Consider the following 23,947-nt stretch of genomic DNA (forward strand, 5'->3'; position numbering starts at 1 on the left):
AAACGCAATTACCTACCAAGAAATATTTGGGTTGATTAAAACGAATCGCATGTGGCTTGGCAAAGGCTTTCCTCGCAACATGGCCCACTTTCGTACGCCGTACAAGGTCTATAGCCCATGGGTTGAGCAAGAAGGCGATGGTGTGGTACGTGTTCCCGGCGTGCAATGGTTTACTAACATGGAGCACGGGCGTCGCCACGAGCCACTTCAGCTCATGACAATCGACGAAAATAACAAGTTCAGCCGCCATAAAGAGGTTCGTGGAGTCGGCTACAAGAGATACGACAATTTTGACGCTATCGAGGTGCCCTTTACAGACGCAATCCCGAGTGATCATGACGGTGCGATGGGAGTACCGATAACATTTTTAAATAAGTACAACCCTGACCAATTTGAAATCATCGGCAGTTTCAATGCGGGCACCGCTGGCGAGGAGCTTGGTGCGACGTATTCTGAAATGGTATCCAATGGAAAAGTGATGCAATGGAATGGCCCAATAGTTGATCGACAGCCAATCTATAAACGTATCGTCATCCGCAAGAAGAGTTGACTATGGATACCGAACTCAAACGCTACACGGTTGCCGAGATCACGAAAGGATTTTTCTACAACGAGTTAGAAGGAAAAGGTCTTTACGGTCTCAACGGTAAGCTCGTTATCCAGCCTGAGTACCAGCGCAACTACATCTACAACGATGGGAAGCGGGATGTTGCCGTCATTGATTCTTTATTGCAGGGCTACCCGCTTGGGCTGATCTATTTCGTCGATGCGGGCGGCCACCTAGAGGTGCTTGATGGCCAACAGCGCATTACCAGCGTAGGGCGATTCGTTACAGGAAAGTTCGCCATACAGTCCGGAGGAAGGGAGCAGACATTTTCATCGCTGCCCAAAGACCTGCAGGACAAGATCAATCAGAGTGAACTGCTGGTCTATGTGTGTCGTGGCACGGAAACAGAAATCAAGGACTGGTTTCAGACCATCAACATCGCCGGTGTGCCACTCGAAGCACAGGAGTTGCGCAACGCCATTTATTCCGGACCATTCGTAACCGCCGCCAAGGCAGAGTTCTCGAACTCGGGAAATGCGATGCAGCAGAAGTGGTCGTCATTCATCAAGGGCGACCCGAAGCGTCAGGGGGTGCTCGAAGAGGCCTTGGAGTGGGTGGCCGCGTCGAAGGGCCAAACCATCGATGCCTACATGGCTGCGCACCGCCACGACAAGGATATTGGCGAGCTAAAAACGTACTTCACTACCGTTATTGACTGGATTGTGAGCGTGTTCACGGCCAGCCCGGATAAGTCGATGCGAGGTCTTGACTGGGGAAGGCTTTACCAGACGTACTACCGCAATTCGTACAACGCTGTCGATTTGGCCGCTGATGTAAGGACGCTACTGGATGACGAGTCCGTAGCTGATAAAAAGGGAATCTACGAGTATTTGCTAGGCCGGAAGAGCGATCCGAAACTGCTCAATGTGCGGTTGTTCGATAGCAAGACGAAGCAAAAGGCATACAACCGGCAAACAGAGAAGGCGGAGAAAAGCCGCGTTTCGAACTGCCCGCTGTGTGCTGTCGGGGATAATGCGAACAAGACGAAGATCTACAAGATCGGAGAGATGGAAGCCGACCATGTCTCTGCATGGTCAAAGGGTGGGGAGTCCACGCTCGATAACTGCGAAATGCTTTGTGTCATGCACAACCGCGCTAAGGGTAATCGCTAAGGAAGGTCTGATCAACACACCCTGAGGCTTCAATCCTGGGCCACAGAGCAGCTTTTTTGCTTCGTCACCGCCTTTACGCGCCGTTTCCGGCGTTTTCCGGCGGGAAAAAAGGTGTCAGGGACAATTTCTGATGCGGACAAAAGGTGTCAGGGACAATTTCTGATCGACGGTTGCTGGTTTTCCTGATCGCCTGACGCCGGACGGGCGGGCACGCTGCAGGTATGGCCCGACTTCCTCGCCCCGATCTTCCCGGCATCCCCCAACATATAGTGCAGCGGGGCAACAACCGGCTGCCTTGTTTCCTGGACGACGATGATCGCCAGCGCTACCTGCAGTGCCTGTTGGGTGCGCTGTCCCGGTTCGGGTGCCGGTTGCAAAAAAGGTGTCAGGGACAATTTCTGATGCGGACAAAAGGTGTCAGGGACAATTTCGAGTAACGGTAAAACGGGGTCAGGTTCACTTATCCCGCTTATTCCGCAACCGATGACCTTGCCGGCCGATGCGCCGGCCTCACGCCGGCGAAGCGCTGGGTCTTGGCCTCGACCATCGCGCGGAAGTCGTCGCGGCCATAGGCGCGTTGCTGTTGCAGGTAGAGGCGGATCGCGGCCAAGTCATCGTCGCTGATCGCCTCGGCGAGCATGACGCGATAGCCTTCGGCGCCGAGCGCGCGCTGGATGGAGTGCGGGGTCCAGGGGAACGGGGTCAGGTTCACTTATCCCCACTCATTCCGTAGCGGATGATCTGGCCGGCCGATGCGCAGGCCACGCCGGCAAAACTCCGGGTCCTGGCCTCCAGCGCGCGGAAGTCGTCGCGGCCATAGGCGCGTTGCTGTTGCAGGTGAACTGACCCCGTATTCCCGGCCTGGCGGCGTCCACTCCGGACGCGGCTTTGCGTTGTCCGGATCAAGTCCCGAGGAACCCCAAAACGGGGTCAGGTTCACTTATTCCGGCGTGGTGGGTGGCATCGGCGGTCGGTGCGCTGGACGCACGCCGAAAGACTTTGCTCGATGAACTCTTTGGAGAACAAGGCAATGCCACTCCAGTGGATGTCCATGAGCCATTGCTGGTGGCAGAAGCGGGCGTGCCGTACTGCGCCGTGCCCGAGGGTGATGGCATCAATGCGTGGCTTGATCTGATGGCGGTGGTGGAGGCGCTTTGTCCGGTGCGGGTGGTGCCGCAGCCTGTGATTCTTCGGGATTGCAGGCTGTAGGGAAGCGTGGGCGATTATCCCGGACGTTATGCAAAGTCGACGCTCCTCCGCCCAGGTTTTGCAAAGCGTGGGCCAAGAAGTGAACCTGACCCCGTTCACCGCCCGCGCCGGCCAATACCCGGGCAGAGACGACAGTGCCTCTGCCGGATACCGCCCCAAGGCAGGACGTTCAGTCGCTAAAGCCATAGCGTCCGCCCACCGAGGCCGAAATCCGCGAGTCGCAGCGCAAGGCCGACGAAGCCATCAACGTGATCAAGGATCACGTCCCGGAGATGTAACTGGAAATAAGCGTGGTCGGAGTACATTTTCACCATATCGGGAGAACAGGCCAGGGGGGGGGCGAAAAGGTGCCACAGAGCATGTCCGCGCGAAGCGGAAGTGGTCTGCCCTCATTTCGATTCCGCAGCAACAGCGCTTCGCCGACCCCCTCCGGACCGACTACCCTGTAGACGTGGACATCCAGGCATACGTTCCGGGGACGATCTGGCTGCTGCCCTATCAGGTTTCGCTTGGAGGCGCACGCTTCAAGGCGCGAATGACCATTGTTCGGCTTGGCGACGGTCGGCTCGTCATCCATTCGCCGGGTCCTCTCGACGCAGGCGTGGGCGAGTGGATTCGCTCACTCGGACGCGTCACCGTGATCCTGGTCCCCGGCAATTTCCATCATCTGCATGCTGCAGAATGCCAGCGGGCGTTTCCCGATGCCGAGACGTGGGTTTGCCCTGGCGTCGAGCGCAGGAACCGGGCGTTGCGCTTCGATGGCGTGCTCGGCGAGCGATTGCCCGCGTCGATGCAGCCCGAGTTCGCGCAGACGTTTGTCGGCGGGCGTTTGATGGCCGAGGTTCCACTGCTGCATCGGCCCACGCGCACGCTGTTGCTGGTTGATCTGGTCGAGCGGTTCGGCAGCGACACGCCAAACCTCAACTGGATGCTGCGCATTTGCATGAAATTGCTGGGCATGTGGAACCGTCCGGCGCTCGCGCCCGAATATCGCCTCGCCGGATGGAAAGATCCCGCCACCGCTCGCGCCGCGCTCGAGCGCGTCCTGGCATGGGATTTCGAGCGGGTGGTGATCGCGCACGGCGACCTGATCGAATCCGACGCCAAGGGCGTCCTGCGACAGGCGTGGCGCGCCACGCTCGCCTGATCGGCGACGGATCGCGCAAAAACGCGGTCAGGTTCACTTATCGGTAGCCGATGATCTGGCCGGCCGATGCGCCGGCCTCACGCCGGCGAAGCGCTGGGTCTTGGCTTCGACCATGGCGCGGAAATCGTCGCGGCCGTAGGCGCGTTGTTGTTGGAGGTAAAGGCGGATGGCGGCGAGGTCTTCGTCGCCAATGGCCTCGGCCAACGACGCCCGATAGCCCTCGGTACCCAGGGCGCGCTGCACGGGATGCGGGGTCAGCAGCGGATCGATCCGCAGGCCGCACAGGCTGGCGCAGCTGGACCAGACGAATGCGGTGGGGGCGTCGGTCATGCGGGCGCGGACGGGGTTGAGGTCGATGTAGTGCACGCAGCGCAGCAGGTACTCGCTGGTATCGACCAGGCACGCCTTGTAGCGTCCTTCCCAGAGCGTGCCGGTGCGACGGTGACGGGCATTGAACTGCCCCACGTACCGCCGGCCAAGTTGTTGCATCAGCTGGCCGATGGCACCTGCCCGTGGTGGCGTGACCAGCAGGTGCACGTGGTTGTCCATCAACACATAGGCGTGCAGTTGGCATTCGCTGGCAAGCAGGGCCTCGCGCAGCAACTGGCGATAGCAGGCGCGGTCGGTGTCATCCAGGAAGCAGGGCAGGCGGTTGTTGCCGCGCTGCACGATGTGCTGCGGAATGCCGGGGAGGTCGATGCGGGGTTGCCGTGCCATCGCTCGAGGATCGACGGAACGACGGTGGTCGGCCATCAGTGAAGGCACCTGTAACAGGTCGGCGGATGCGGCACGCGCGGGTAGGAAGTGAACCTGACCCCGTTTACAGTGACGGCCGACGGGAGCGCCGGCCGGCGCGGCGGTCGGCTGCCGCCGCGCTCAAGCCGTGATTGTCCCTGACGCCATTCTTGGCCGACGCAGCAGGTCCAGTGCGACGATCGCGAGCAGCGGCAGCGCCACCGCAACCCCCAGCAGCGGTGCTGGTGGCCGCACGAAACCGAACAGGCCGGCCACCGCCGGATGCAGGATCGCCAGCGCCAGCACTGCGCTGGCGGCCGTCGCCACGGTCCAGAAGGCGGCATTGGGCGTGCGCAGTGCCCGCCAGATCGAGCCGCCCGAGCGGTGCAGCAGGATCAGGAACAGGTTGCCGGTGACTATCGCGGTGAACGACAGCGCCGCCAGCTGGGCATCCTCCAAGCCCGCGCGGATGCCCAGCAGGTAGACCAGGGCGACCGCCAGGAACATCACCAGCCCCTGCCCGAGCGAGGCGAACAGGGTGGCCCGGTCCAGCAGAGGGTGGCCGGCGGGGCGCGGCGGCCGCTGCATGATGTCGTCGGGCGGCGGCTCGCGCTCCAGCACCACCGAGCACGCCGGGTCGATGATCAGTTCCAGCATCACCACGTGCAGGGGCATCAGCATCGGCGCGGAGCCGGTGAGCAGCGGCAGCAGCGCCATCCCGGTGATCGGCACGTGCACCGCCAGGATGTAGCGCGTGGCCCGGGCGATGTTTTCGTAGATGGTGCGGCCCATCCGGATGGCGCGCACCACGCTGACGAAGTTGTCGTCCAGCAGCACGATGGCCGCGGCCTCGCGGGCCACGTCGGTGCCGCGACCGCCCATCGCGATGCCCACGTGCGCCGCCATCAGCGCGGGCGCGTCGTTGACGCCGTCGCCGGTCATCGCCACCACGCCGCCGCGCGCCTTCAGCGCTTCCACCAGCCGCAGCTTGTGTTCCGGCCGCACCCGCGCAAACACGCTGGAGGTGGCAAGGCGGTCGGCCAGGGTGGCGTCGTCGCAGTCGTCCAGTGCGTCGCCGCGCACCACGCCCGCGTCGGTGTCGATGCCCGCCTGCTGCGCGATCGCGCGGGCGGTGCCGGCATGGTCGCCGGTCATCATGATCACGCGCACGCCGGCCGCGCGCGCCTCGGCCACGGCGTCGGGCACGGCGGCGCGCAGCGGGTCGGCGAAACCGATCAGGCCCAGCCAGTCCAACTGGAATGTCGTGGGGTCTTCCGGCAGCGGCGTGCTGGCCGCATCGGGCACGCGCCCGGCGGCAACCGCAAGCACGCGCAGGCCGCGCTGCGTCATCGCGGCCAAGCGCTGCTCCAGTTCCGCCTGCGTCGGCGCCGAGCCCGCGCACATCGCTGCGATGGCTTCCGGCGCGCCCTTGCCGGCGATGAAGAGTTCACCCGCATCCGTGCGCCAGGTCTGGATGAAGGCCGGGCGCTGGCTGCTCAGCGGATAGTCGCGCAGCCGCTGCCAGCCCGAGGGTTCCGCCGGTATCTGCTGCTGCGCCGCCGCGTCCACCAGTGCGCGGTCCATCGGGTCATGCGACAGCGGTGGGCAGGCCAGGCGTCCCGTTTCCAGCGCGCGGGTGGCATCCGCCGCGTCCAGTTCGGCCACCGCCATCCGGTTTTCGGTGAGGGTGCCGGTCTTGTCGGTGCAGAGGATGCCGACCGCGCCCAGCGCCTCGATCGCCGGCGCGCGCCGGACCAGCGCGTTGTGCCTGGCCATCCGCCATGCGCCCAGCGCCAGGAACACGCTGAGCACCACCGGGAACTCCTCGGGAATGTTGGCCATCGCCAGCGTGATCCCGGCCAGCACCCCTTCCAGCCAGGTCCCCCGGAGCAGACCGTACAACACCACCACCAGCCCGCAGGTCACCGCGCTGATGACCGCGAAGATCGCCACGATCCGGCGCATCTCGCGCTGCAGCGGCGAGCGTTCGGTGACGATCGACTGCAGCGAGCGACCGATGCGCCCGACCGCCGTCTCCACGCCCACCGCGACCACCTCGGCCGTGCCGCGTCCGCGCACCACCAGGGTGCTGGCGTGGACGATGCCGGCATCGCCGTCGGCGCCTGCGTGCCGCGCTACCGCGACCGATTCGCCGGTGAGCAGGGATTCGTCCACGTGCAGGTCGGCGGCCTCCAGCACGCGCGCGTCGGCGGCCACGCGGTCGCCTTCTTCCAGCAGCAGCAGGTCGCCGACCACCAGTTCCTGCGAAGCCACCACCGTTGCGGCGCCGTCGCGCAGGACCCGCGCCCGCGGGCTGCCGAGGTCGCGCAGTGCCTGCAGCGCCCGCTCGGACTTGTATTCCTGGTACAGCGTCAGGCCGATGACCAGCACCACCGATGCAACTAGCAGGGCGGCCTCCCCGGGATCGCCCAGCAGCACGTACACCAGCGAAGCCACCAGCAGCAGCAACAGCATGGGCTCGCGCAGCACCTGTCCGGCAAGCGCCAGCCAGCCCTTCCGGCCCGGCTCGGGCAACACGTTGGGGCCATTGTGCGTCAGTCGCGCCGCGGCTTCGGCAGAGGTCAGTCCGGGCATGGGTACCGCCTTCATTCGATGGTCCGAGTATGCGGTGCTGGCACAGTGGCCGGAAAGAGCGCGATCGTGTTGGTGGGTCGGGTTGGTGTCGAGGCTACGCCGTTCCTGCCGTGTTGCAGAGGCAGTTCAAGTGGACGTGATCGATGGGTGTGCCCCGAGTTGCGGTTCTTTCACGACGGCATTCTTCGTGAGATGCGGATTTGATTGTCCTTGCCGCTGTTTCGCAACGCCATGTGCTGATTCGGGTGGAACCGGAACGGTTATGATGCGCGGCGAGCAAGAGGGGAACGGCATGCTTGGAAAGAAGGTGATCCTGTTGGGGGCGCTGCTGGCGGCGCTGGGCGGCACGCAGGCCGGCGTGGCGTCGGACAAGCCGGAGGACGGAGCGGTGATGCGCTTCCATGTGAACGTACGCGTGGATGTGGACGCCGCCGGGAAGCCCACGCTGGTTGAGATGCCGGAAGGGTACCCCGCGCCAGTTCGCGATTTCGTCACCCGGCGCGTGGCGTCGTGGCAGTACCTGCCGGCAAGCCGGGACGGCGTGCCGCAATCGGCAACGACCTATGTCCGGGTCGACGCCTGCGCGGTGCCCGTCGAGGGCGGGTACCGCCTGGACGTCGATTTCGACGGCAACGGGCCGCGCGCGGCAGGAGGGCAGCCGTTGCCGTCCCCGAGATATCCGCATGAAGCCGACATGCGGGGCGTCGAGGCCGAGCTCACGGTGATCGTGAACATCGATGGGCAAGGCCATGCGTCGTTCGAGCGCTTCGAAAACGAGGCGTTTCACGGTGGCAACACTCGGATCAACGCCGGGACCCGCAAGGCGTTTGAAACCGAGTTGCGCCAGTGGGTGCAGACGCTTCGCTTCGACCCCGAACGGGTCGCCGGGCAACCGGTGCCGAAGAGCGAGGTCAGCATTCCGGTGCTGTTTTCCCAGTCGGGCGGACGTGCGGAGTGGGAAGCCCGGCAGGCGGAGGCGAAGGCGTCGAACGCCTGTCGATTGGCGTCCGGGAGCCCACCCGCGCTGGAGCCGGTGGCGCTCAATCCTGCGGTAAAGGTCACCCCACGCCCGGCGGGCGATGGATGAGAACGTCTTGCTGGTGTTCCAGATCTCGCGAAGGAACGGCCGGATGTTGCACATCACGGCAAAGCATAGGCACGGGTCGTGCCGGCGTGTCTTCAGGACGAATCGCCCGCCTGCACCCGCTTCACGCGCTTGCGGTATTCCTTCACGTTGTCGCCTTCGGCCCGTGAATTGCTGGTGCCCTTGATCTCCCTGATCTTGCGATCGTCCTCCATGCCTTCGACCGGCTGGGCATTGACCGCGGTCTCGTGCTCGAAGTCGTGGGATTTGTCGGTGTTGCGGTAATACCGGTACATCGCCCAGTAGAAGCCGGCGCCACCCGCAGGTCCCAGCAACAGCCAGAATAAACTGCCGTCGTCGCTCATGGTCAGCTCATGAACCAGATAACTATCGTTTCGAGGAAGGTGCCCAGGGTCAGCGCGACGAGCAGCAGTTTCCACTGCTGGATCGGGATGCTGCCCATGGTCTCGCCGGTACGGCCATTGACCGCGATGTAGTGCAACATCCCGCCGTTGGATCCAGGCTGGTGGTACGAGTACAGCCAGACCGGCAGGTACATCGCCACCCAACGCGAGCCGTGGACCTTGAGGGCTTCTTCCTGCCAGCGCACGCCGCGATCGTACTGGCCTACCGACAATTCGACCTCGGCGCGGGCGATCGACATCAGCTGGTCTTCCAGGCGCGGGCGCAACTCCTCGACGTCCATGTCGCGCTTTTCCGAGGAATAGCCGGACAGGAACGAAGCGTTCCACTTCACCGCGTTCTTGGTGTCGAACGGCAGAATGGTGTTGATGATGTTGTTGGTGTTGCGCCTGGTGTCGAGGTTGCCGCGGTTGGAGGAGGATTCCATCGGCAGGTCGTCGACGGTGTAGTCCACGTGCCGCCGCACCTGGTACACGTCGGCGTCATAACGGGTGCTCTTGTTGTTGCCGCTGCCGACCGTGTAGCGGCGGGTTTCGATTTCACCCTCGCCGGCGACATCCGAGCTGGCTTTGGCGTCGACGATCATGTACGGCAGATAGACCCCGATCACGTTCTCCGGCGTGAATTGCTGCTTGAACGCCTTGAGCGCGAAGAACTGGCGCTTTCCGGCGAACTGGCGGATGCGCGCGATCGCGTCGTCTTTCTTGATGTGGAAGGGCAGCACCGCGTCGGGCACCGCGCCGTTGGCGATCTGTTCGTTGACGCCGAGAACGTGGCGGCACCAGTGGCAGCGCGCGGTCATCGCGTTTTCGGTGTTGACCGTCACTTCGGCGCCGCAGCCAGGGCACTTGAAGCTCATCATCGCCGAGGCGTCGGCGGCGATGTCCTTGGCGCCGGAGGCGACGATGGTGCCTTCCAGTTCGTCTAGCCCTGCGCCGAGGCCGTACTGCTCTTCCACCCGCTGGGACGTCCACTCGTTGCGGCAGAACAGGCAGATCAGCTTGTCGGTGCCCGGGCGCTGCTTGATGTCGGTCGAGCCGCACTTCGGGCAGTGGTTGGCGCCGTCCTTGAGTTCGTCGGACGCCGTGTCGATGGCGACCGGATCCGGCTTGAGGATTTCCTCGCGGATCGGCTCGGGCAGGGTGTCCGGATCGATCGGAAAGCTGCCTTTCGGCGGCGGCACGTCCTGCGGCGAGCCGGGTCCGGTCGGCAGCGGCGGCGGCCCCCCCGCCCGGGAGGGCAGTGGGGGAGGCGAGGGCGGGTTCCCGTTCGTCATGCGCGTTGTTGCCCTTGCGGATTACAGGCCCAGCGCCTTGGCTTTCAGCGCGTCGTAATCGGCCTGCGAAATCAGGCCGAGGTCGAGCATGTCCTTGGCCTTCTTCAGCTTGGCGATGGTGTCGTCTTCCGCGGCGGCAGGTGCCGCGGCCTGTGGTGCGACCGCGGCCGCGCCGACCGGCTGCTGCAGCCCGCCCAGGCCCACGGCGCCGGCTGCGATGCCCAGGCCCATGACGCCGCCGGCGCCGCCGGTCTGGCCCGCCGACTGGAAGCCGGACGCCACGCTGGCCTGCAGGTTGGAATTGCCGCGCGCGCCCATGAGCGCGTCGGCACGCTGGACGGTCTTGAGCAGTTCCCGGGTGTTTTCGTCGTATTCGATCGAGACGATCGCGGTCTTGACGATCTCCAGGCCGCGGTCGGACTTCCACTGGTAGCCGGATTCGACGGCTTCCGACAGGCTCTTGGCAAAACCCAGCGAATCCTGCTGGATCTTGTTCATGCGGTTGCCCTTGCTCGGGTCGTTCGTGTAGGCGCTGAAGGCCGGGGCCAGCGAGCTGACCACTTCGTTGAACAACTGGCTGGCGGCATCGTTGTCGATGTCGGTGAAGTCGAAGACCTGGCCGCCCGGCTGGATGAAGGTGGCCGGGACGAAGTTCTTCACGAACAAGATCGGATCGACGATCTTGAGCGTGTAGGAGCCGCGCGTCATCGCGCCGACCTGGGCGTTGAGATAGCCGTCGTCCCAGTAGATCTCGGACTGCGTGCCGAAGCGGTTGTTCGGCAGTTCCTTGAGCGAGACGAAGATGGCGAGCTGCTGCGACCCGGGCTGGCCGCCGAACTTGAAGCGCTCCCAGCTTTGCATGATCAACGGGTCGAGGATGCCGTTGCCGGCGAAGATCGACTTCGAGTTGATGTCGTTGGAGTTCCACTCGTAGGCGCCGGCTTCGGCGGCGAGGCCGGTGATCTTGCCGTTTTCAAGCAGCAGCAAGCCGTAGCCCTCGGGAACGATGATCTTCGAACCGTTGGTGATGATGTTCTCGGAACCCTTGGTGTTCGAACCGCGGCCGGCATTGGTGCCGTGCGGCACGGCCGGGAAGATCGCCGCGGTTTGCGGCAAACCGTCCGGGATGGTGAAAAAGTCCTTCCACTGGTCGGCGAGCGTGCCGCCGATTGCGCCGACTGCGGCTTGAATGAGACCCATGGCAATTCTCCGGAGGGTGGTGAACGGGATGCGTCGGCTATTTATAACGCACAAACGGCCAGCCGCAGGACAGCGGAACCGGGTGGATGCGGCGCCGGCTGCCGCCGTGGTGAGGTGAAGTCGGCCCGCGTGATCCGGGCGGTTGGGGGTGGAATGGAGGTGTATCTGGCCGACCGCGTGAATGTTCACTGAACCCGGATGCTGTCGTATGATCGACCCTGCTGCGCCAGATGCGCGCAGCGGTCCTCCGACGCCTGCGTCCGAGCCCGGCCGATCCTGACCCCGCCCGAAGCGCAGCATGCGTCGGCGTTGTTGCAGTCAGCAAGACGCGCAAGGGGAGGCTGGGATCATGACCGAACAAGACGTCATCTGGACCATCGCGCTGTCCGGCATCGCGATCGTGTCGCTGGTTTTCATCTGGATACTGCTGGGCGCCGGGAAAAGCGACGACGAGGCGGGGCGATCCCGCGCTTCCGCGGCTACCCGCAGGATCCAGACCGGGCTGTTTGCCGTATTGCTGCTGGGCTTCGTGTTCGGCACCTGGGCCACCTTGCACAATTTCCCGATCCCGAGGCAGGACACGGCGCTGCAGGCCGACCAGGTGGTCGATGTCACGGCCCGGATGTGGAGCTGGACGATGCAGCCGGCATCGACGGAGGCGGGAAAGACCGTCGAGTTCCGGGTAACCAGCGCCGACGTCAACCACGGCTTCGCGCTGTATGCGCCTGACGGACATATCGTGATCCAGACCCAGGCGATGCCGGAGTACACCAACAAGGTTCTCTACCGCTTCGACGTTCCCGGAACCTACACGGTGCAGTGCCTCGAGTACTGCGGTATCGGCCACGCCCCGATGAAGACCACCTTCGTCGTGGCGGCAGCGAAGGGAGAATGACGATGGCATCGCTCACCCTCTATCCCGAAGAAGAGCGCCTGGTCGGCGCCAACCGTACCGTCTTCAATCTGTACCTGATCACCGCGATGGCGTTGTTCGTGGTGATCATGAGTGTCGGCCTGACCATGCGCCTGACCCAGGCGACCTGGTTCAAGCTGCCGCCGAACCTCTTCTACGAGTTCCTTTCGCTGCACGGCGCCGGGATGCTCGGGACGATGTCGCTGGCGACCACGGCGGCGATGTGGTTCTTCGTCCGCAAGTACATGAAGCTGCACATGTGGGCCTTCGTGACCAACTACGTCCTGTTCATGATGGGCGTGGTGGCCATCCTGCTGTCCATCTTCGTCGGCCACTACGGCGCGCTGTGGACCTTCCTGTATCCGCTGCCGGTGCAGGGCATGGGCCTGTGGTCGGGGCAGTGGTCGGCGCTGTTCATGCTCGGCTACCTGTTCATCGGCGTCGGCCAGCTGTTGTTCTATCTCGATGTCGCGATGGGGATGACCGCCCGCTACGGCAATCTCGCGAAGGCGATGGGGATGCAGTGGCTGTTTTCCGGCACGGTCGATCCCGACCACCCCAAGGCGGTGGTCGCCGGCGCCGGCGTGCTGATCGCCAATTCGATCGGCATCCTCACCGGCTCGGTCGCGCTGGTGATGTGCCTGATCAACGTCTTCTACCCGGAGTTCAAGCTCGATCCGCTGGTGATCAAGAACCTGATCTACTGGTTCGGCCACATGTACGCCAACGCCACGATCTACATGGGCGTGATCGCCGTGTACGAGCTGTTGCCGCGCTATACCCGGAAGCCCTACCACATCGGCCGGCCGTTCATCTGGGCCTGGGTGGTGACTGCGACCTATGTCGTGGTGGTGTTCCCGCACCATCTGCTGATGGACTATGCGCAGCCGCGCTGGCTGTCGGTCACCGGCCAGATCGCCTCCTGGGTCGGCGGCTTCCCGGTGTTCCTCGTCACCGCGTTCGGGGCTCTGGCCAACCTCTACCACTCCAATATCCGCTGGAACATGCCTTCGAGGCTGCTGGTGCTGTCGATGTTCGGCTGGGCGGCGGGCGTGGTTCCGGCGATCCTCGACGGGACGATCCGGGTGAACCTGGTCATGCACAACACCCAGTGGGTGCCGGGACACTTCCACTTCTACATGCTGCTGGGGGTGATGGCGATGGTGCTGGCGCTGATGTACCACGTCAGCGGCAGTCTCAGGCAGGCGCCGCCGAATGCGGCCATGGACAAGCTGGGCTTCCCGGTGTTCTTCGTCGGCGGGTTGATCTTCGTGTTCGGCTTCCTCGCCGGCGGTCACGCCAGCGTGCCGCGGCGCATGGCCACCCACATGGTCGAGGCGTGGACCGTCACCGACAAGGTCGGTGCGGTTGGCGGAACGCTGGTGGTGCTGGCGATGATCTACTTCGCCTTCCGCCTGAGCGCCGGCCTGCTGGCCAGACCGGTGGACGGGTCGGGGAATGTCGGCAGCGCGAACGCTGCTGGCTAGCCTGCTGATTGGCGCGGCGGGCGTTGCCACGCTCGCCGCGGCCAGCGACGGTTTCCGGGCGTTCACCAGCCAGGCCGCGCTGCGACTGGACGTGGCGGAGCAGCCGCGCCCCTTGCCGACCGTCGTCCTGGAAACCGCCCAGGGCGAGCGCATCCCGCTGTCCAGCCTGCGCGGCCGCTGGTTGCTGGTGGATTTCATCTACACCCGCTGCACGACCTATTGCATGGTGCAAGGTGGCGTGTTCGCACGGGTGCAGCGTGAACTGGCCGGCCCGATCGCACGGGACAAGGTGGCGCTGCTGAGCATCAGCTTCGACCCGCGCCACGACGGCCCGACGCAACTGGCTGGCTACCTGCAACGCATGGGCGGCCGCGGGGAGAGGTGGATCGTTGCCCGGCCCGCGGATGCGGCGGGACTGCAGGCCCTGCTGCGCAGCTTCGGCGTGGTCGTCCTCCCCGACGGTCTCGGCGGCTACGTGCACAACGCCGCGATCAACGTGGTCGATCCGCAGGGACGGTTGGTGGCGGTGACCGACTGGCAGTCGCCGGACGAGGCGCTGGCGGTGCTGGCGCGGGGAGGCGTGCGGTGAAGCCGGATGCGAAACGGGCGCTGGGGTTCGGGCTGGGGCTGTGGCTCCTGCTTGCGCTGCCGCCGGTTCGGCATGGACTGGAATCCACGATGGCGTTGCAGATGCTGGCCCAGGTGCCGCTGCTGGCGCTGGTCGGCTGGTGGATCGGCAAGGCGCTGCCGCAACGCGTCGAAGCCGCGCTGGCGCCATGGAACCGCTGGGGGCTGAGCGGCCTGCTGCTGGCGACGCTGGCGTCGATGCCGTGGATGCTGCCGCGGGCGGTCGATGCGGCCCTGCAACTGCCTTGGGTGGAGGCCGCGAAGTTCGCCAGCCTGCCGCTGCTGGTGGGCTTGCCGGTGGCGCTCGGCTGGAAGCGCGCCGGTTTCGTGCTGCGCGGCATGTTCCTGCTGGAAGTGGCGGCGACCGCGTTCCGGCTGGGCTGGCTCTATCTCGCCTCGCCGGTGCAGGTGTGCAGCAACTATCTGGTGGACGACCAGCAGCAGGCGGGGCGCTGGCTGCTCGCGGTCGGCGTGGCGATCAACCTGGCGCTGGTCTGGAAGCTGGTGTTCGGCCATTTGCGCGTGGAACTGCCGCCGCATGAGTGACTGTGGCGGCGTGGCTCCCGGCGTTCAAGGCAGGTTGACGCCAACGCGTTAAGCTGGCGGCACCGTATGCAGCATCTTCGTCCATGTCCAACGATCGCCAGACCCTTTCCCGCCGGTTGCTCGGCCTGCTCGACCTGACCAGCCTCGGCGAGGACGACACCCCGCAGCGGATCGAGGCGCTGTGCGCGCGCGCCGTCGGCCCGCAGGGGCAGGTGGCGGCGGTGTGCGTGTATCCCGAACACGTCACCACCGCGCGGCGGGCGCTGCAGGGCAGGGGCGTGGGGATCGCCAGCGTGGTCAATTTCCCCGACGGCGGCGAGGATCCGGGGAGGGTCGAACGCGAGACCCGGCGTGCGATTGCCGCGGGCGCCGACGAGATCGACATGGTGCTGGCCTGGCGCGCGTTGCAGCGCGGCGATGCGGCCGTTGCGCGTGCCGGCGTGGACGCCTGCCGCGCGGCCTGCGGGTCGGGCGTGGCGCTCAAGTTGATCCTGGAGACCGGCGAACTGGCCACGCCCGGACTGATCCGCGACGCCGCCGAACTCGGGCTGGATGCCGGGGTGGATTTCCTCAAGACCTCGACCGGCAAGGTGTCGGTCAACGCCACGCTGGAGGCGGCGGAAATCCTGCTCGACGCCATCGCGGCGCGCGGCGGTCGCTGCGGCTTCAAGGCCGCGGGCGGCGTGCGCACGCTGGACGAGGCCGCCGCCTACGTGGCGCTGGCCGAACGCCGGCTCGGCGCCGACTGGGTGACGGCGCCGCATTTCCGGATCGGGGCCAGCGCGCTGTTGGGCGCGATCGAGGCCGAACTCGGGAGCTGAGCGATGGCGCGCGCGATCTGGCTGGTCATGGACTCCTTCGGCATCGGCAATGCGCCCGATGCCGCCGCCTACGGCGATGCCGGGGCCGACACCTTCGGCCACATCGCCGCCGCCTGCGCCAGCGCGGCGCGCGGTCCGCTGCGCCTGCCCAACTTGACCCGCCTCGGCCTGCCGCAGGCGCATGCGCTGGCGACCGGCGCGCCGGCGGCGGGGTTCGAGCAGGTGCCCGCGCCGGAAGGACTGTGGGGCTGCATGGCCGAACGCGCCAGCGGCAAGGACACGCCTTCGGGACACTGGGAGACCGCTGGCGTGGTGCTGGAGCAGCCTTTCGGCCTGTTCGATGCGCCGGAGCGCAGCTTTCCGCCGGAATTGCTCGCGGCGCTGGTGCGCGAGGCGGATCTGCCGGGCGTGCTGGGCGACTGCCATGCCTCGGGCACCGAAATCATCCAGCGGCTGGGCGCCGAGCACATCGCCAGCGGCAAGCCCATCGTCTACACCTCGGCCGACTCGGTGTTCCAGATCGCCGCGCACGAGCAGCACTTCGGACTGGAACGGCTGTACGAGGTCTGCCTGATCGCGCGCCGGCTGCTGGAACCGTGGAACATCGGCCGGGTGATCGCGCGTCCCTTCGTCGGCACCGTCGAGGCCGGCTTCACCCGCACCGGAAACCGCCACGACTACGCGCTGGAGCCGCCCGGCAAGACCCTGCTCGACGCCGTGTGCGCGGCCGGCGGCGCGGTGCACGCCATCGGCAAGATCAGCGACATCTTCGCCGCCCGCGGGGTCACCCGCAAACGGCTGGCGACCGGCCACGACGCCCTGTTCGACGCCACCTTCGCGGCGCTGGCCGAAGCCGGCGACGGCGATCTGATCGCGACCAATTTCGTCGATTTCGACAGCGTTTATGGCCACCGCCGCGACGTGCCCGGCTACGCCGCCGCGTTGGAGCATTTCGATGCGCGCCTGCCGGCGCTGCTGGCGGCGCTCAAGCCGGGCGACCTGCTGGCGATCAGCGCCGACCACGGCTGCGATCCCACCTTTCCGGGCAGCGACCACACCCGCGAGCAGGTGCCGCTGCTGGCGTTCGGTCCGGGTCTGCCGGCGCGCGCGCTGGGCCGGCGCGAAAGTTTCGCCGACCTGGGCCAGGGTCTTGCGACCCATCTGGGCTTGCCGCCGCTGGCGGCCGGCCGCTGCTTCCTGACGGAGTGACCGATGCCGACCCCGCACATCGACGCCGAATCCGGCGCCATCGCGCCCACCGTCCTGTTGCCCGGCGATCCGCTGCGCGCGCGCTTCATCGCCGAAACCGTGCTCGAGGAGGCGCGGCAGGTGACGGCGCGCCGCAACATGCTCGGCTTCACCGGGCGCTGGCGGGGCCAGCCGGTGACGGTCATGGGCGGCGGCATGGGCATTCCCTCGACCGCGATCTACGTCACCGAGCTGGCGCGGGTGTACGGCGTGCAACGGATCATCCGCATCGGCACCTGCGGCGGGCTGGGCGAAATCCGCCTGGGCGACGTGCTGCTGGCGCAGTCGGCCAGCACCGATTCGCGCTTCAACCGGATGCAGTTCGGCGGGCACGATCTTTCGGTGAGCGCCGATTTCGGGTTGCTGCGCGCGGCGGTCGATGCCGCGGCTGCGGCGAAGCTGCCGGCCCGCGTGGCGCCGGTGTTCAGCAGCGACTGTTTCTACGATGGCGATCCGCAGTTGCTCGACCACCTGCGCCGGCACCGGATTGCCGGCGTCGAAATGGAGGCGGCGGGCCTGTACGGGCTGGCCATGCGCGAAGGCTTCCGCGCGCTGGCGATCCTGACCGTCAGCGACCACCTCGACCGCGACGAGCACATGCCGGCCGAACAGCGCGAGCAGGGGCTGGAGCGGATGGCGCGGCTGGCGCTGGCGTGCGCGGCGGGGGACTGAGCCAGAAATCCTCAAGCCCCCGTCCGTCCCGCCACTCGCGGTAAAATCCCGAATCTGGGTTGCCAACTCGAAACCGCGGCCGCATCGTGCCGGGTTCGCGGGCGCCGCGCTGCCCGTTTCCCGCTTCCTCGACGCCTGCATGAAAACCACAGCCGACCTTCGCCGCGACTTCCTCGACTTTTTCGCCGCCCGCGGCCACACCATCGTGCCCTCGGCGCCGCTGGTTCCGGGCAACGACCCGACCCTGCTGTTCACCAACTCCGGCATGGTGCAGTTCAAGGACGTGTTCCTGGGCGCGGAAAAGCGCAGCTACGTGCGCGCGGCCGACGTCCAGCGCTGCCTGCGCGCCGGCGGCAAGCACAACGACCTCGACCAGGTGGGCTACACCGCCCGCCACCACACTTTCTTCGAGATGCTGGGCAACTGGTCGTTCGGCGACTACTTCAAGAAGGACGCCATCCTCTGGGCCTGGCAGCTGCTGACCGAGGTCTGGCAGCTTCCGAAGGATCGCCTGCTGGCCACCGTCTATCACGACGACGACGAGGCCTACGCCATCTGGCGCGATGAAGTCGGCCTGCCGCCCGAGCGCATCGTCCGCATCGGCGACAACAAGGGCGCGCCCTACGCCTCCGACAACTTCTGGCAGATGGCCGACACCGGCCCCTGCGGCCCATGCAGCGAGATCTTCTACGACCACGGCGAAGACGTGCCCGGCGGCCCGCCCGGATCGCCCGAGGAAGACGGCGACCGCTTCATCGAAATCTGGAACCTGGTGTTCATGCAGTTCGATCGCCAGCCCGACGGCAGTCTTGTGCCCCTGCCCGCACCCTGCGTGGACACCGGCATGGGTCTGGAGCGCATCGCCGCGATCCAGCAGCACGTCCACAGCAATTACGAGATCGACCTGTTCCAGACGCTCATCGGTCGCGCCGCCGAGCTGACCGGAACCGCCGACCTGGGCAGCAAGTCGCTGCGCGTGATCGCCGACCACATCCGCGCCAGCGCGTTCCTGATCGTCGATGGCGTGCTGCCGTCGAACGAAGGGCGCGGCTATGTCCTGCGCCGCATCATCCGCCGCGCCCTGCGCCACGGCTGGATGCTGGGCACCCGCGAGCCGTTCTTCCACAAGCTGGTGGCGACGCTGGACGCGCTGATGGGCGAGGCCTATCCGGTCCTGCGCGAAGGCCGCGCCACCGCCGAGCGCGCGCTGCTGGCCGAGGAGGAGCGCTTTGCCGAGACGCTGGATTCGGGCATGCGCATCTTCGAGGACGTTGCGGCCCGATCCGGCGGCACCATCCCCGGTATCGACGCCTTCCGCCTCTACGACACCTACGGCTTCCCGCTCGACCTCACCCAGGACATGGCGCGCGAGCGCGGCATGACGGTGGATGTGGCCGGCTTCGACACCGCGATGGCGCATCAGAAGGAAACCGCGCGCGCCCACGGCAAGTTCGGCGGTGGGCTGCAGTTGCCGGCGGAACTGGCGTCCCAGCTCGCGCCGACGCGCTTCCTCGGCTACGAATCGCTGGATGGCGAGGGCCTGGCCGTGGTCGCCCTGCTCAAGGACGGCAAGCCGGTCGATGCGATCGACGCGGGCGATGCGGCGGCGGTGCTGCTCGACGCCACGCCGTTCTATGCCGAATCCGGCGGACAGGTCGGCGATACCGGTGCGCTGGCCGCGGCGGGCGTCCGCTTCGTCGTGGGCGACACCCACAAGCTGGCGGGCCAGTTCCACGTCCACATCGGCACGCTCGAAACCGGCAGCCTGCGCGTGGGCGACCGCGTGGTGGCGCACGTCGACGGCGCGCGTCGCGCGTCCATCGTGCTCAACCACAGCGCCACCCACCTGCTGCACGCCGCGCTGCGCGGCGTGCTCGGCACCCATGTCCAGCAGAAGGGCTCGCTGGTCGCGCCGGATCGCCTGCGCTTCGACTTCTCGCACTTCCAGCCGATGACGGCGGCCGAACTGGCCGAGGTCGAACGCCGCGTCAACGCCGAGGTGCGCGCCAACCACGAGGGCGAAGTGCGGCACATGGGCATGCAGGAAGCGCTGGATTTCGGCGCGATGGCGCTGTTCGGCGAAAAATACGGCGAGCGCGTGCGGGTGCTGCGCTTCGGCCCGACCTCGACCGAACTGTGCGGCGGCACCCACGTCGGTCGCACCGGCGACATCGGCCTGTTCAAGATCGTCTCCGAGGGCGGCGTGTCCGCCGGCGTGCGCCGCATCGAGGCCGTCACCGGGCAGGGCGCGCTGGATTACGTCAATGCCGAGGAGGCGCGCCTGCACGAGGCAACGCATCTGGTCGGCGGCGGCACGGCCGAGTTGGCGGATCGCCTGCGTGCGCTGCTGGAACACCAAAAAGCACTCGAGCGCGAATTGCAGTCGCTCAAGGCGAAGGCGGCCGTGGGCGCGACCGCGGACTTGTCGGCGCAAGCGCGCGAGATCGCCGGCGTCAAGGTGCTGGCCGCGCGCCTGGATGGCTTCGATGCCAGGGCCCTGCGCGAAGCGGTCGATCGCCTCAAGCAGCAGTTGGGCGATGCGATCATCGTGCTGGCCGGCGTGCAGGACGGCAAGGTCGCGTTGGTGGCCGGCGTCGCCGGTGCCGCGCTGGGCAAGGTCAAGGCCGGCGACGTGCTCGCCGAGGTGGCGCGCAAGATCAACGGCAAGGGCGGCGGGCGCCCGGACATGGCGCAAGGTGGAGGCGAGGATGGCCCGGCGCTGCGCCCCGCACTCGATGGCGTGGCGGCGTCGGTGGCGCGGATTCTGGGATAGTTCGTGCCGAATCTGTGATGCAGGGCGCCTTGTCCACGGGCAAGGCTCGCGGCTATCATCATCAATGAACCGGACGTGACCGCACGCACAAACCGTTGTGCAGGACGGCGGCAAGGGAGCTGCGATGTTGATCCTGACCAGACGCGTAGGCGAGACCTTGATGATCGGCGATGCGATCACCGTCACCGTGCTCGGCGTGAAGGGCAACCAGGTGCGCATCGGCATCACCGCGCCCAAGGACGTTGCCGTGCATCGAGAAGAGATCTACCAGCGCATCCAGGGCGAAGGCAAACCCGAGGCGGCCGTCGATTCCGGCGACTGAGAGAAGCGGTTTGCCTGCCGGCCATCGCGCGCGCTACAATTGACCAGCTCGAAAGAGCATTTTCCATCCATCCATGACGGACCGTGCGGTGCGGGCTGTTCTGTCCCGCGACTGCAGGTTCCGCGACTATGAGGCAATCATGTCCATCGATAGCGGCAAAATCATCAACGAACACAAGCGCGGCGAGAACGATACCGGCTCGCCGGAAGTGCAGGTCGCCCTGCTGACCGCACGCATTGAACAGCTCACCGAGCACTTCAAGACCCACAAGCAGGACCACCACAGCCGGCGTGGCCTGCTGATGATGGTCAACCGCCGCCGCAGCCTGCTCGACTATCTGCACAGCAAGGACGGCGAACGCTACAAGGCGCTGATCGGCAAGCTCGGCCTGCGTCGCTGATTCGGACACACACCGCGGCGCGAACAGGCGCCGCGGTGCGTTTTTGCGGAAGGAAAACCCGATCGTGCGGCTTGTCCGCACACCCGCGCCACCCGCGGCGCAGCGTCGGCAGGCAGGGGCCTCCGACGTCAACGAGACACCAGTTCAAGGACTTCCAAAGTGGCAAAGATCAGCAAGACGTTCCAGTACGGCAACCGCCAGTTCACGCTGGAAACCGGCGAGATCGCCCGCCAGGCCGGCGGCGCGGTCCTGGTGAAGTGCGAAGGCACCGAAGTGCTCGTCACCGCCGTGGCCGCCAAGTCGGCGCGCGAGGGCCAGGATTTCTTCCCGCTGACCGTGGACTATCAGGAGAAGTTCTACGCCGGCGGCCGCATTCCCGGCGGCTTCTTCAAGCGCGAAGGCCGCGCGACCGAGAAGGAAACGCTGATCAGCCGCCTGATCGACCGTCCGATCCGCCCGCTGTTTCCCGACGGCTACCGCAACGAAATCCAGATCATCGCCACCCTGGTGTCGCTCAATCCGGAAGTCGAAGGCGACATCCTCGCCCTGCTCGGCGCCTCGGCGGCGCTGTCGCTGTGCGGCACTCCGTTCCAGGGACCGATCGGCGCCGCCAAGGTCGGCTACAAGAACGGCCAGTACCTGCTCAACCCGACCGTCGGCGAGCTGAAGGAGTCCGATCTGGAGCTGGTCGTGGCCGGTACCTCGCAGGCGGTGCTGATGGTGGAATCGGAAGCCAGGGAGCTGTCCGAGGACGTGATGCTGGGTGCGGTGACGTTCGGTCATCGCGAAATGCAGAAGGCCATCAATGCGATCAACGAATTGGTGACGGAAGCCGGTGCCCCGGCCTCGACCTGGCAGGCGCCCGAGCGCAACGCCGCGCTGGCCGCCGCCATGCAGGAAGCCGTGGGCGGCCGCATGGGCGAGGCTTTCCAGATCCGCGACAAGCTGCAGCGCCGCGACGCGATCTCGGCGCTGAAGAAGGATGTCCTGCTCATGCTCGCGGGCCGTGCCGAAGCCGAGGGCTGGAGCACCGCTGCGCAGGCTGCCGAATTCGAGGAACTCGAATACCACACCCTGCGCGACAGCGTGCTGTCGACCAAGGTCCGCATCGACGGCCGCCAGCTGGACGACATCCGCGCGATCCACTGCAAGGTCGGCGTGCTGCCGCGCGTGCACGGCTCGGCGCTGTTCACCCGCGGCGAGACCCAGGCATTGGTGGTCACCACCCTCGGTACCGCGCGCGACGGCCAGATCATGGACGATGTGGCTGGCGAGTGGAAGGAGCACTTCCTGTTCCACTACAACTTCCCACCCTATTCGGTCGGCGAGACCGGCCGCTTCGGCGCGCCCAAGCGCCGCGAGATCGGCCACGGCCGCCTGGCCAAGCGCGGCGTGCTGGCGATGATGCCGGGCATGGAGGCGTTCCCGTACACCATCCGCGTGGTGTCGGAGATTACCGAATCCAACGGTTCTTCGTCGATGGCCTCGGTCTGCGGCAGCTCGCTGGCGCTGATGGATGCCGGCGTGCCGATCAAGCGTCCGGTCGCGGGCATCGCGATGGGCCTGGTCAAGGAAGGCGAGCGCTTCGTCGTCCTGTCCGACATCCTCGGCGACGAGGATCACCTCGGAGACATGGACTTCAAGGTGGCCGGTTCCGACCAGGGCATCACCGCCCTGCAGATGGACATCAAGATCCAGGGCATCACCGAGGAAATCATGAAGGTCGCCCTGGCGCAGGCCAAGGCCGGTCGCCACCACATCCTCGGCGAGATGGCCAAGGCGATCACCGCGCCGCGTCCGGAGCTGTCCGACTACGCGCCGCGTCTGATCACCATCAAGATCCATCCCGACAAGATCCGCGAAGTGATCGGCAAGGGCGGCTCGGTGATCCAGGGCATCACCAAGGAAACCGGCACCCAGATCGACATCCAGGACGATGGCACGATCACCATCGCTTCGGTAAACGCGGCGGCGGGCCAGGCGGCCAAGCACCGCATCGAGCAGATCACCTCGGACGTCGAGCCGGGCCACATCTACGAGGGCAAGGTGGCCAAAATCATGGATTTCGGCGCCTTCGTCACCATCGCCCCGGGCAAGGACGGGCTGGTGCACGTGTCGCAGATTTCCAACGAGCGGGTCGAGAAGGTGTCCGACAAGCTCAAGGAAGGCGACATCGTCAAGGTCAAGGTGCTGGAAGTCGACAAGCAGGGCCGCATCCGGCTGTCGATGAAGGCGGTGGCCGAGGGCGAGACGGCCTGATTCCACGCCGTAGCGCGAACGGACACGAAAAAGCGGGCCACGGCCCGCTTTTTCATTGCCCGCATGCCGGGGACGGAATCAACCCGTCGGCATCCGCCGCGCGCGCACGCCGGCGATGGCGCGATCGTAGACCGACTCCAGTTCATCCGGACCGTGCACGTCCATGCCCAGCTCGCGGATCTTGCCGTCATGCAGGCTGTAGACCCAGCCGTGCACCGCCAGCGACTGCCCGCGCGTCCAGGCGTCGCTGAGCACGGTGCTCAGGCAGACGTTGCGCGCCTGTTCGATGGCATTGAGTTCGCACATGGCGTCATTGCGCTGGTCGTCGGCGATACCCTGCAGCAGCGCTTCGTGTTTCTGGGCAACGTCGCGCACATGGCGGATCCAGTTGTCGGACAGGCCGATGCGGGAGCCGCTGAGCGCAGCGCCGACGCCGCCGCAGCCGTAGTGGCCGGTCACCAGGACATGCCGCACCTCGAGCACGTCGACCG

The 23,947-nt window shown here is 66.1% G+C and carries 23 protein-coding genes; 16 read left to right on the top strand and 7 right to left on the bottom strand.

All coding sequences use genetic code 11. From position 1 onward, the window contains the following. The coding region (locus Q0X16_RS02880; protein WP_297830431.1) for an adenine-specific methyltransferase EcoRI family protein at nucleotides 1-550 on the top strand (550 nt) is incomplete at its 5' end. Between the two features lie 2 nt (nucleotides 551-552). Continuing rightward, a complete protein-coding gene (locus Q0X16_RS02885; RefSeq protein ID WP_297830433.1) occupies nucleotides 553-1,719 on the top strand; it encodes a DUF262 domain-containing protein in 1,167 nt (388 codons plus the stop codon). A 469-nt stretch (nucleotides 1,720-2,188) separates the two neighbouring features. On the opposite strand, the gene Q0X16_RS02890 is transcribed toward Q0X16_RS02885, so the two are convergent. Beyond that, nucleotides 2,189-2,431, bottom strand: a complete 243-nt coding sequence (locus Q0X16_RS02890) for a hypothetical protein (protein ID WP_297830435.1) — start codon at nucleotides 2,429-2,431, stop codon at nucleotides 2,189-2,191. Nucleotides 2,432-2,676: 245 nt separating this feature from the next. On the opposite strand from Q0X16_RS02890, the gene Q0X16_RS02895 reads away from it, so the two are divergent. Beyond that, on the top strand, nucleotides 2,677-2,928 hold the full coding sequence (locus Q0X16_RS02895; protein ID WP_297830437.1) for a hypothetical protein: 252 nt from the start codon (nucleotides 2,677-2,679) through the stop codon (nucleotides 2,926-2,928). 451 nt (nucleotides 2,929-3,379) lie between these two features. Further along, nucleotides 3,380-4,075 carry a DUF4336 domain-containing protein gene (locus Q0X16_RS02900; protein WP_297830439.1) on the top strand — a complete coding sequence of 232 codons (696 nt, stop codon included), beginning with the start codon at nucleotides 3,380-3,382 and terminating at the stop codon, nucleotides 4,073-4,075. A 33-nt stretch (nucleotides 4,076-4,108) separates the two neighbouring features. Here Q0X16_RS02900 and Q0X16_RS02905 read toward each other — a convergent pair whose 3' ends face one another. Both Q0X16_RS02905 and Q0X16_RS02910 read right to left on the bottom strand, forming a co-directional pair. Continuing rightward, nucleotides 4,109-4,792, bottom strand: a complete 684-nt coding sequence (locus Q0X16_RS02905; RefSeq protein WP_297830441.1) for a transposase — start codon at nucleotides 4,790-4,792, stop codon at nucleotides 4,109-4,111. 159 nt (nucleotides 4,793-4,951) lie between these two features. Further along, nucleotides 4,952-7,405: a cation-translocating P-type ATPase gene (locus Q0X16_RS02910; RefSeq protein WP_297830443.1), complete on the bottom strand. Its 2,454-nt coding sequence runs from the start codon at nucleotides 7,403-7,405 to the stop codon at nucleotides 4,952-4,954. A 292-nt stretch (nucleotides 7,406-7,697) separates the two neighbouring features. On the opposite strand from Q0X16_RS02910, the gene Q0X16_RS02915 reads away from it, so the two are divergent. Further along, entirely contained in the window at nucleotides 7,698-8,492 is a 795-nt protein-coding gene (locus Q0X16_RS02915; protein ID WP_297830445.1) for a hypothetical protein, read from the top strand. 92 nt (nucleotides 8,493-8,584) lie between these two features. On the opposite strand, the gene Q0X16_RS02920 is transcribed toward Q0X16_RS02915, so the two are convergent. The 3 genes from Q0X16_RS02920 to Q0X16_RS02930 are packed head-to-tail and all read right to left on the bottom strand — an operon-like array spanning nucleotide 8,585 to nucleotide 11,388. Next, a complete protein-coding gene (locus Q0X16_RS02920) occupies nucleotides 8,585-8,854 on the bottom strand; it encodes a hypothetical protein (RefSeq protein ID WP_297830448.1) in 270 nt (89 codons plus the stop codon). A 2-nt stretch (nucleotides 8,855-8,856) separates the two neighbouring features. Then, entirely contained in the window at nucleotides 8,857-10,188 is a 1,332-nt protein-coding gene (locus Q0X16_RS02925) for a TFIIB-type zinc ribbon-containing protein (RefSeq protein ID WP_297830450.1), read from the bottom strand. Between the two features lie 21 nt (nucleotides 10,189-10,209). Further along, complete coding sequence (locus tag Q0X16_RS02930) at nucleotides 10,210-11,388, bottom strand: SPFH domain-containing protein (protein WP_297830466.1); 1,179 nt, start codon at nucleotides 11,386-11,388, stop codon at nucleotides 10,210-10,212. A 349-nt stretch (nucleotides 11,389-11,737) separates the two neighbouring features. Between Q0X16_RS02930 and Q0X16_RS02935 the strand changes: the two genes are divergently transcribed. From Q0X16_RS02935 to pnp, 11 genes are all read left to right on the top strand, one after another. Further along, on the top strand, nucleotides 11,738-12,283 hold the full coding sequence (locus Q0X16_RS02935) for a cytochrome oxidase (protein ID WP_297830468.1): 546 nt from the start codon (nucleotides 11,738-11,740) through the stop codon (nucleotides 12,281-12,283). Nucleotides 12,284-12,285: 2 nt separating this feature from the next. Further along, complete coding sequence (locus tag Q0X16_RS02940) at nucleotides 12,286-13,788, top strand: cbb3-type cytochrome c oxidase subunit I (protein ID WP_297830470.1); 1,503 nt, start codon at nucleotides 12,286-12,288, stop codon at nucleotides 13,786-13,788. Beyond that, a complete protein-coding gene (locus Q0X16_RS02945) occupies nucleotides 13,760-14,377 on the top strand; it encodes an SCO family protein (RefSeq protein WP_297830472.1) in 618 nt (205 codons plus the stop codon). Before Q0X16_RS02940 ends, Q0X16_RS02945 begins: the two co-directional genes overlap by 29 nt. Further along, entirely contained in the window at nucleotides 14,374-14,961 is a 588-nt protein-coding gene (locus Q0X16_RS02950; RefSeq protein ID WP_297830474.1) for a hypothetical protein, read from the top strand. The genes Q0X16_RS02945 and Q0X16_RS02950 overlap by 4 nt, the downstream gene beginning before the upstream one ends. 83 nt (nucleotides 14,962-15,044) lie before the next feature. After that, nucleotides 15,045-15,782 carry a deoxyribose-phosphate aldolase gene (gene deoC / locus Q0X16_RS02955; RefSeq protein WP_297830476.1) on the top strand — a complete coding sequence of 246 codons (738 nt, stop codon included), beginning with the start codon at nucleotides 15,045-15,047 and terminating at the stop codon, nucleotides 15,780-15,782. A 3-nt stretch (nucleotides 15,783-15,785) separates the two neighbouring features. Beyond that, nucleotides 15,786-16,991 carry a phosphopentomutase gene (locus tag Q0X16_RS02960; protein WP_297830478.1) on the top strand — a complete coding sequence of 402 codons (1,206 nt, stop codon included), beginning with the start codon at nucleotides 15,786-15,788 and terminating at the stop codon, nucleotides 16,989-16,991. 3 nt (nucleotides 16,992-16,994) lie between these two features. Further along, on the top strand, nucleotides 16,995-17,702 hold the full coding sequence (deoD, locus tag Q0X16_RS02965; RefSeq protein ID WP_297830479.1) for a purine-nucleoside phosphorylase: 708 nt from the start codon (nucleotides 16,995-16,997) through the stop codon (nucleotides 17,700-17,702). A 139-nt stretch (nucleotides 17,703-17,841) separates the two neighbouring features. Further along, the gene (gene alaS, locus Q0X16_RS02970; protein WP_297830481.1) at nucleotides 17,842-20,475 is read left to right on the top strand and encodes an alanine--tRNA ligase; all 2,634 of its coding nucleotides are present in this window, start codon (nucleotides 17,842-17,844) and stop codon (nucleotides 20,473-20,475) included. Between the two features lie 124 nt (nucleotides 20,476-20,599). Beyond that, entirely contained in the window at nucleotides 20,600-20,797 is a 198-nt protein-coding gene (gene csrA, locus Q0X16_RS02975; RefSeq protein WP_297830483.1) for a carbon storage regulator CsrA, read from the top strand. A gap of 139 nt (nucleotides 20,798-20,936) precedes the next feature. Next, nucleotides 20,937-21,197 (top strand): 30S ribosomal protein S15, encoded by a 261-nt coding sequence (gene rpsO / locus Q0X16_RS02980; RefSeq protein WP_297830485.1) that lies wholly within the window; start codon nucleotides 20,937-20,939, stop codon nucleotides 21,195-21,197. 159 nt (nucleotides 21,198-21,356) lie between these two features. Then, entirely contained in the window at nucleotides 21,357-23,456 is a 2,100-nt protein-coding gene (pnp, locus tag Q0X16_RS02985; RefSeq protein ID WP_297830487.1) for a polyribonucleotide nucleotidyltransferase, read from the top strand. Between the two features lie 78 nt (nucleotides 23,457-23,534). On the opposite strand, the gene Q0X16_RS02990 is transcribed toward pnp, so the two are convergent. Then, on the bottom strand, nucleotides 23,535-23,947 hold a 413-nt coding region (locus tag Q0X16_RS02990; RefSeq protein ID WP_297830489.1), incomplete at its 5' end, for a carbonic anhydrase.

The organism is Thermomonas sp. (assembly GCF_025993755.1).
Classification (GTDB): Bacteria; Pseudomonadota; Gammaproteobacteria; order Xanthomonadales; family Xanthomonadaceae; genus Thermomonas.

Coding starts and splice junctions, on each gene's coding strand:
- Q0X16_RS02885 (WP_297830433.1), top strand. CDS start 553: ATGGATACCGAACTCAAACGCTACACGGTTGCCGAGATCACGAAAGGA.
- Q0X16_RS02905 (WP_297830441.1), bottom strand. CDS start 4,792: ATGGCACGGCAACCCCGCATCGACCTCCCCGGCATTCCGCAGCACATC.
- Q0X16_RS02910 (WP_297830443.1), bottom strand. CDS start 7,405: ATGCCCGGACTGACCTCTGCCGAAGCCGCGGCGCGACTGACGCACAAT.
- Q0X16_RS02915 (WP_297830445.1), top strand. CDS start 7,698: ATGCTTGGAAAGAAGGTGATCCTGTTGGGGGCGCTGCTGGCGGCGCTG.
- Q0X16_RS02920 (WP_297830448.1), bottom strand. CDS start 8,854: ATGAGCGACGACGGCAGTTTATTCTGGCTGTTGCTGGGACCTGCGGGT.
- Q0X16_RS02925 (WP_297830450.1), bottom strand. CDS start 10,188: ATGACGAACGGGAACCCGCCCTCGCCTCCCCCACTGCCCTCCCGGGCG.
- Q0X16_RS02930 (WP_297830466.1), bottom strand. CDS start 11,388: ATGGGTCTCATTCAAGCCGCAGTCGGCGCAATCGGCGGCACGCTCGCC.
- Q0X16_RS02935 (WP_297830468.1), top strand. CDS start 11,738: ATGACCGAACAAGACGTCATCTGGACCATCGCGCTGTCCGGCATCGCG.
- Q0X16_RS02940 (WP_297830470.1), top strand. CDS start 12,286: ATGGCATCGCTCACCCTCTATCCCGAAGAAGAGCGCCTGGTCGGCGCC.
- Q0X16_RS02945 (WP_297830472.1), top strand. CDS start 13,760: ATGTCGGCAGCGCGAACGCTGCTGGCTAGCCTGCTGATTGGCGCGGCG.
- deoC (WP_297830476.1), top strand. CDS start 15,045: ATGTCCAACGATCGCCAGACCCTTTCCCGCCGGTTGCTCGGCCTGCTC.
- Q0X16_RS02960 (WP_297830478.1), top strand. CDS start 15,786: ATGGCGCGCGCGATCTGGCTGGTCATGGACTCCTTCGGCATCGGCAAT.
- deoD (WP_297830479.1), top strand. CDS start 16,995: ATGCCGACCCCGCACATCGACGCCGAATCCGGCGCCATCGCGCCCACC.
- alaS (WP_297830481.1), top strand. CDS start 17,842: ATGAAAACCACAGCCGACCTTCGCCGCGACTTCCTCGACTTTTTCGCC.
- csrA (WP_297830483.1), top strand. CDS start 20,600: ATGTTGATCCTGACCAGACGCGTAGGCGAGACCTTGATGATCGGCGAT.
- rpsO (WP_297830485.1), top strand. CDS start 20,937: ATGTCCATCGATAGCGGCAAAATCATCAACGAACACAAGCGCGGCGAG.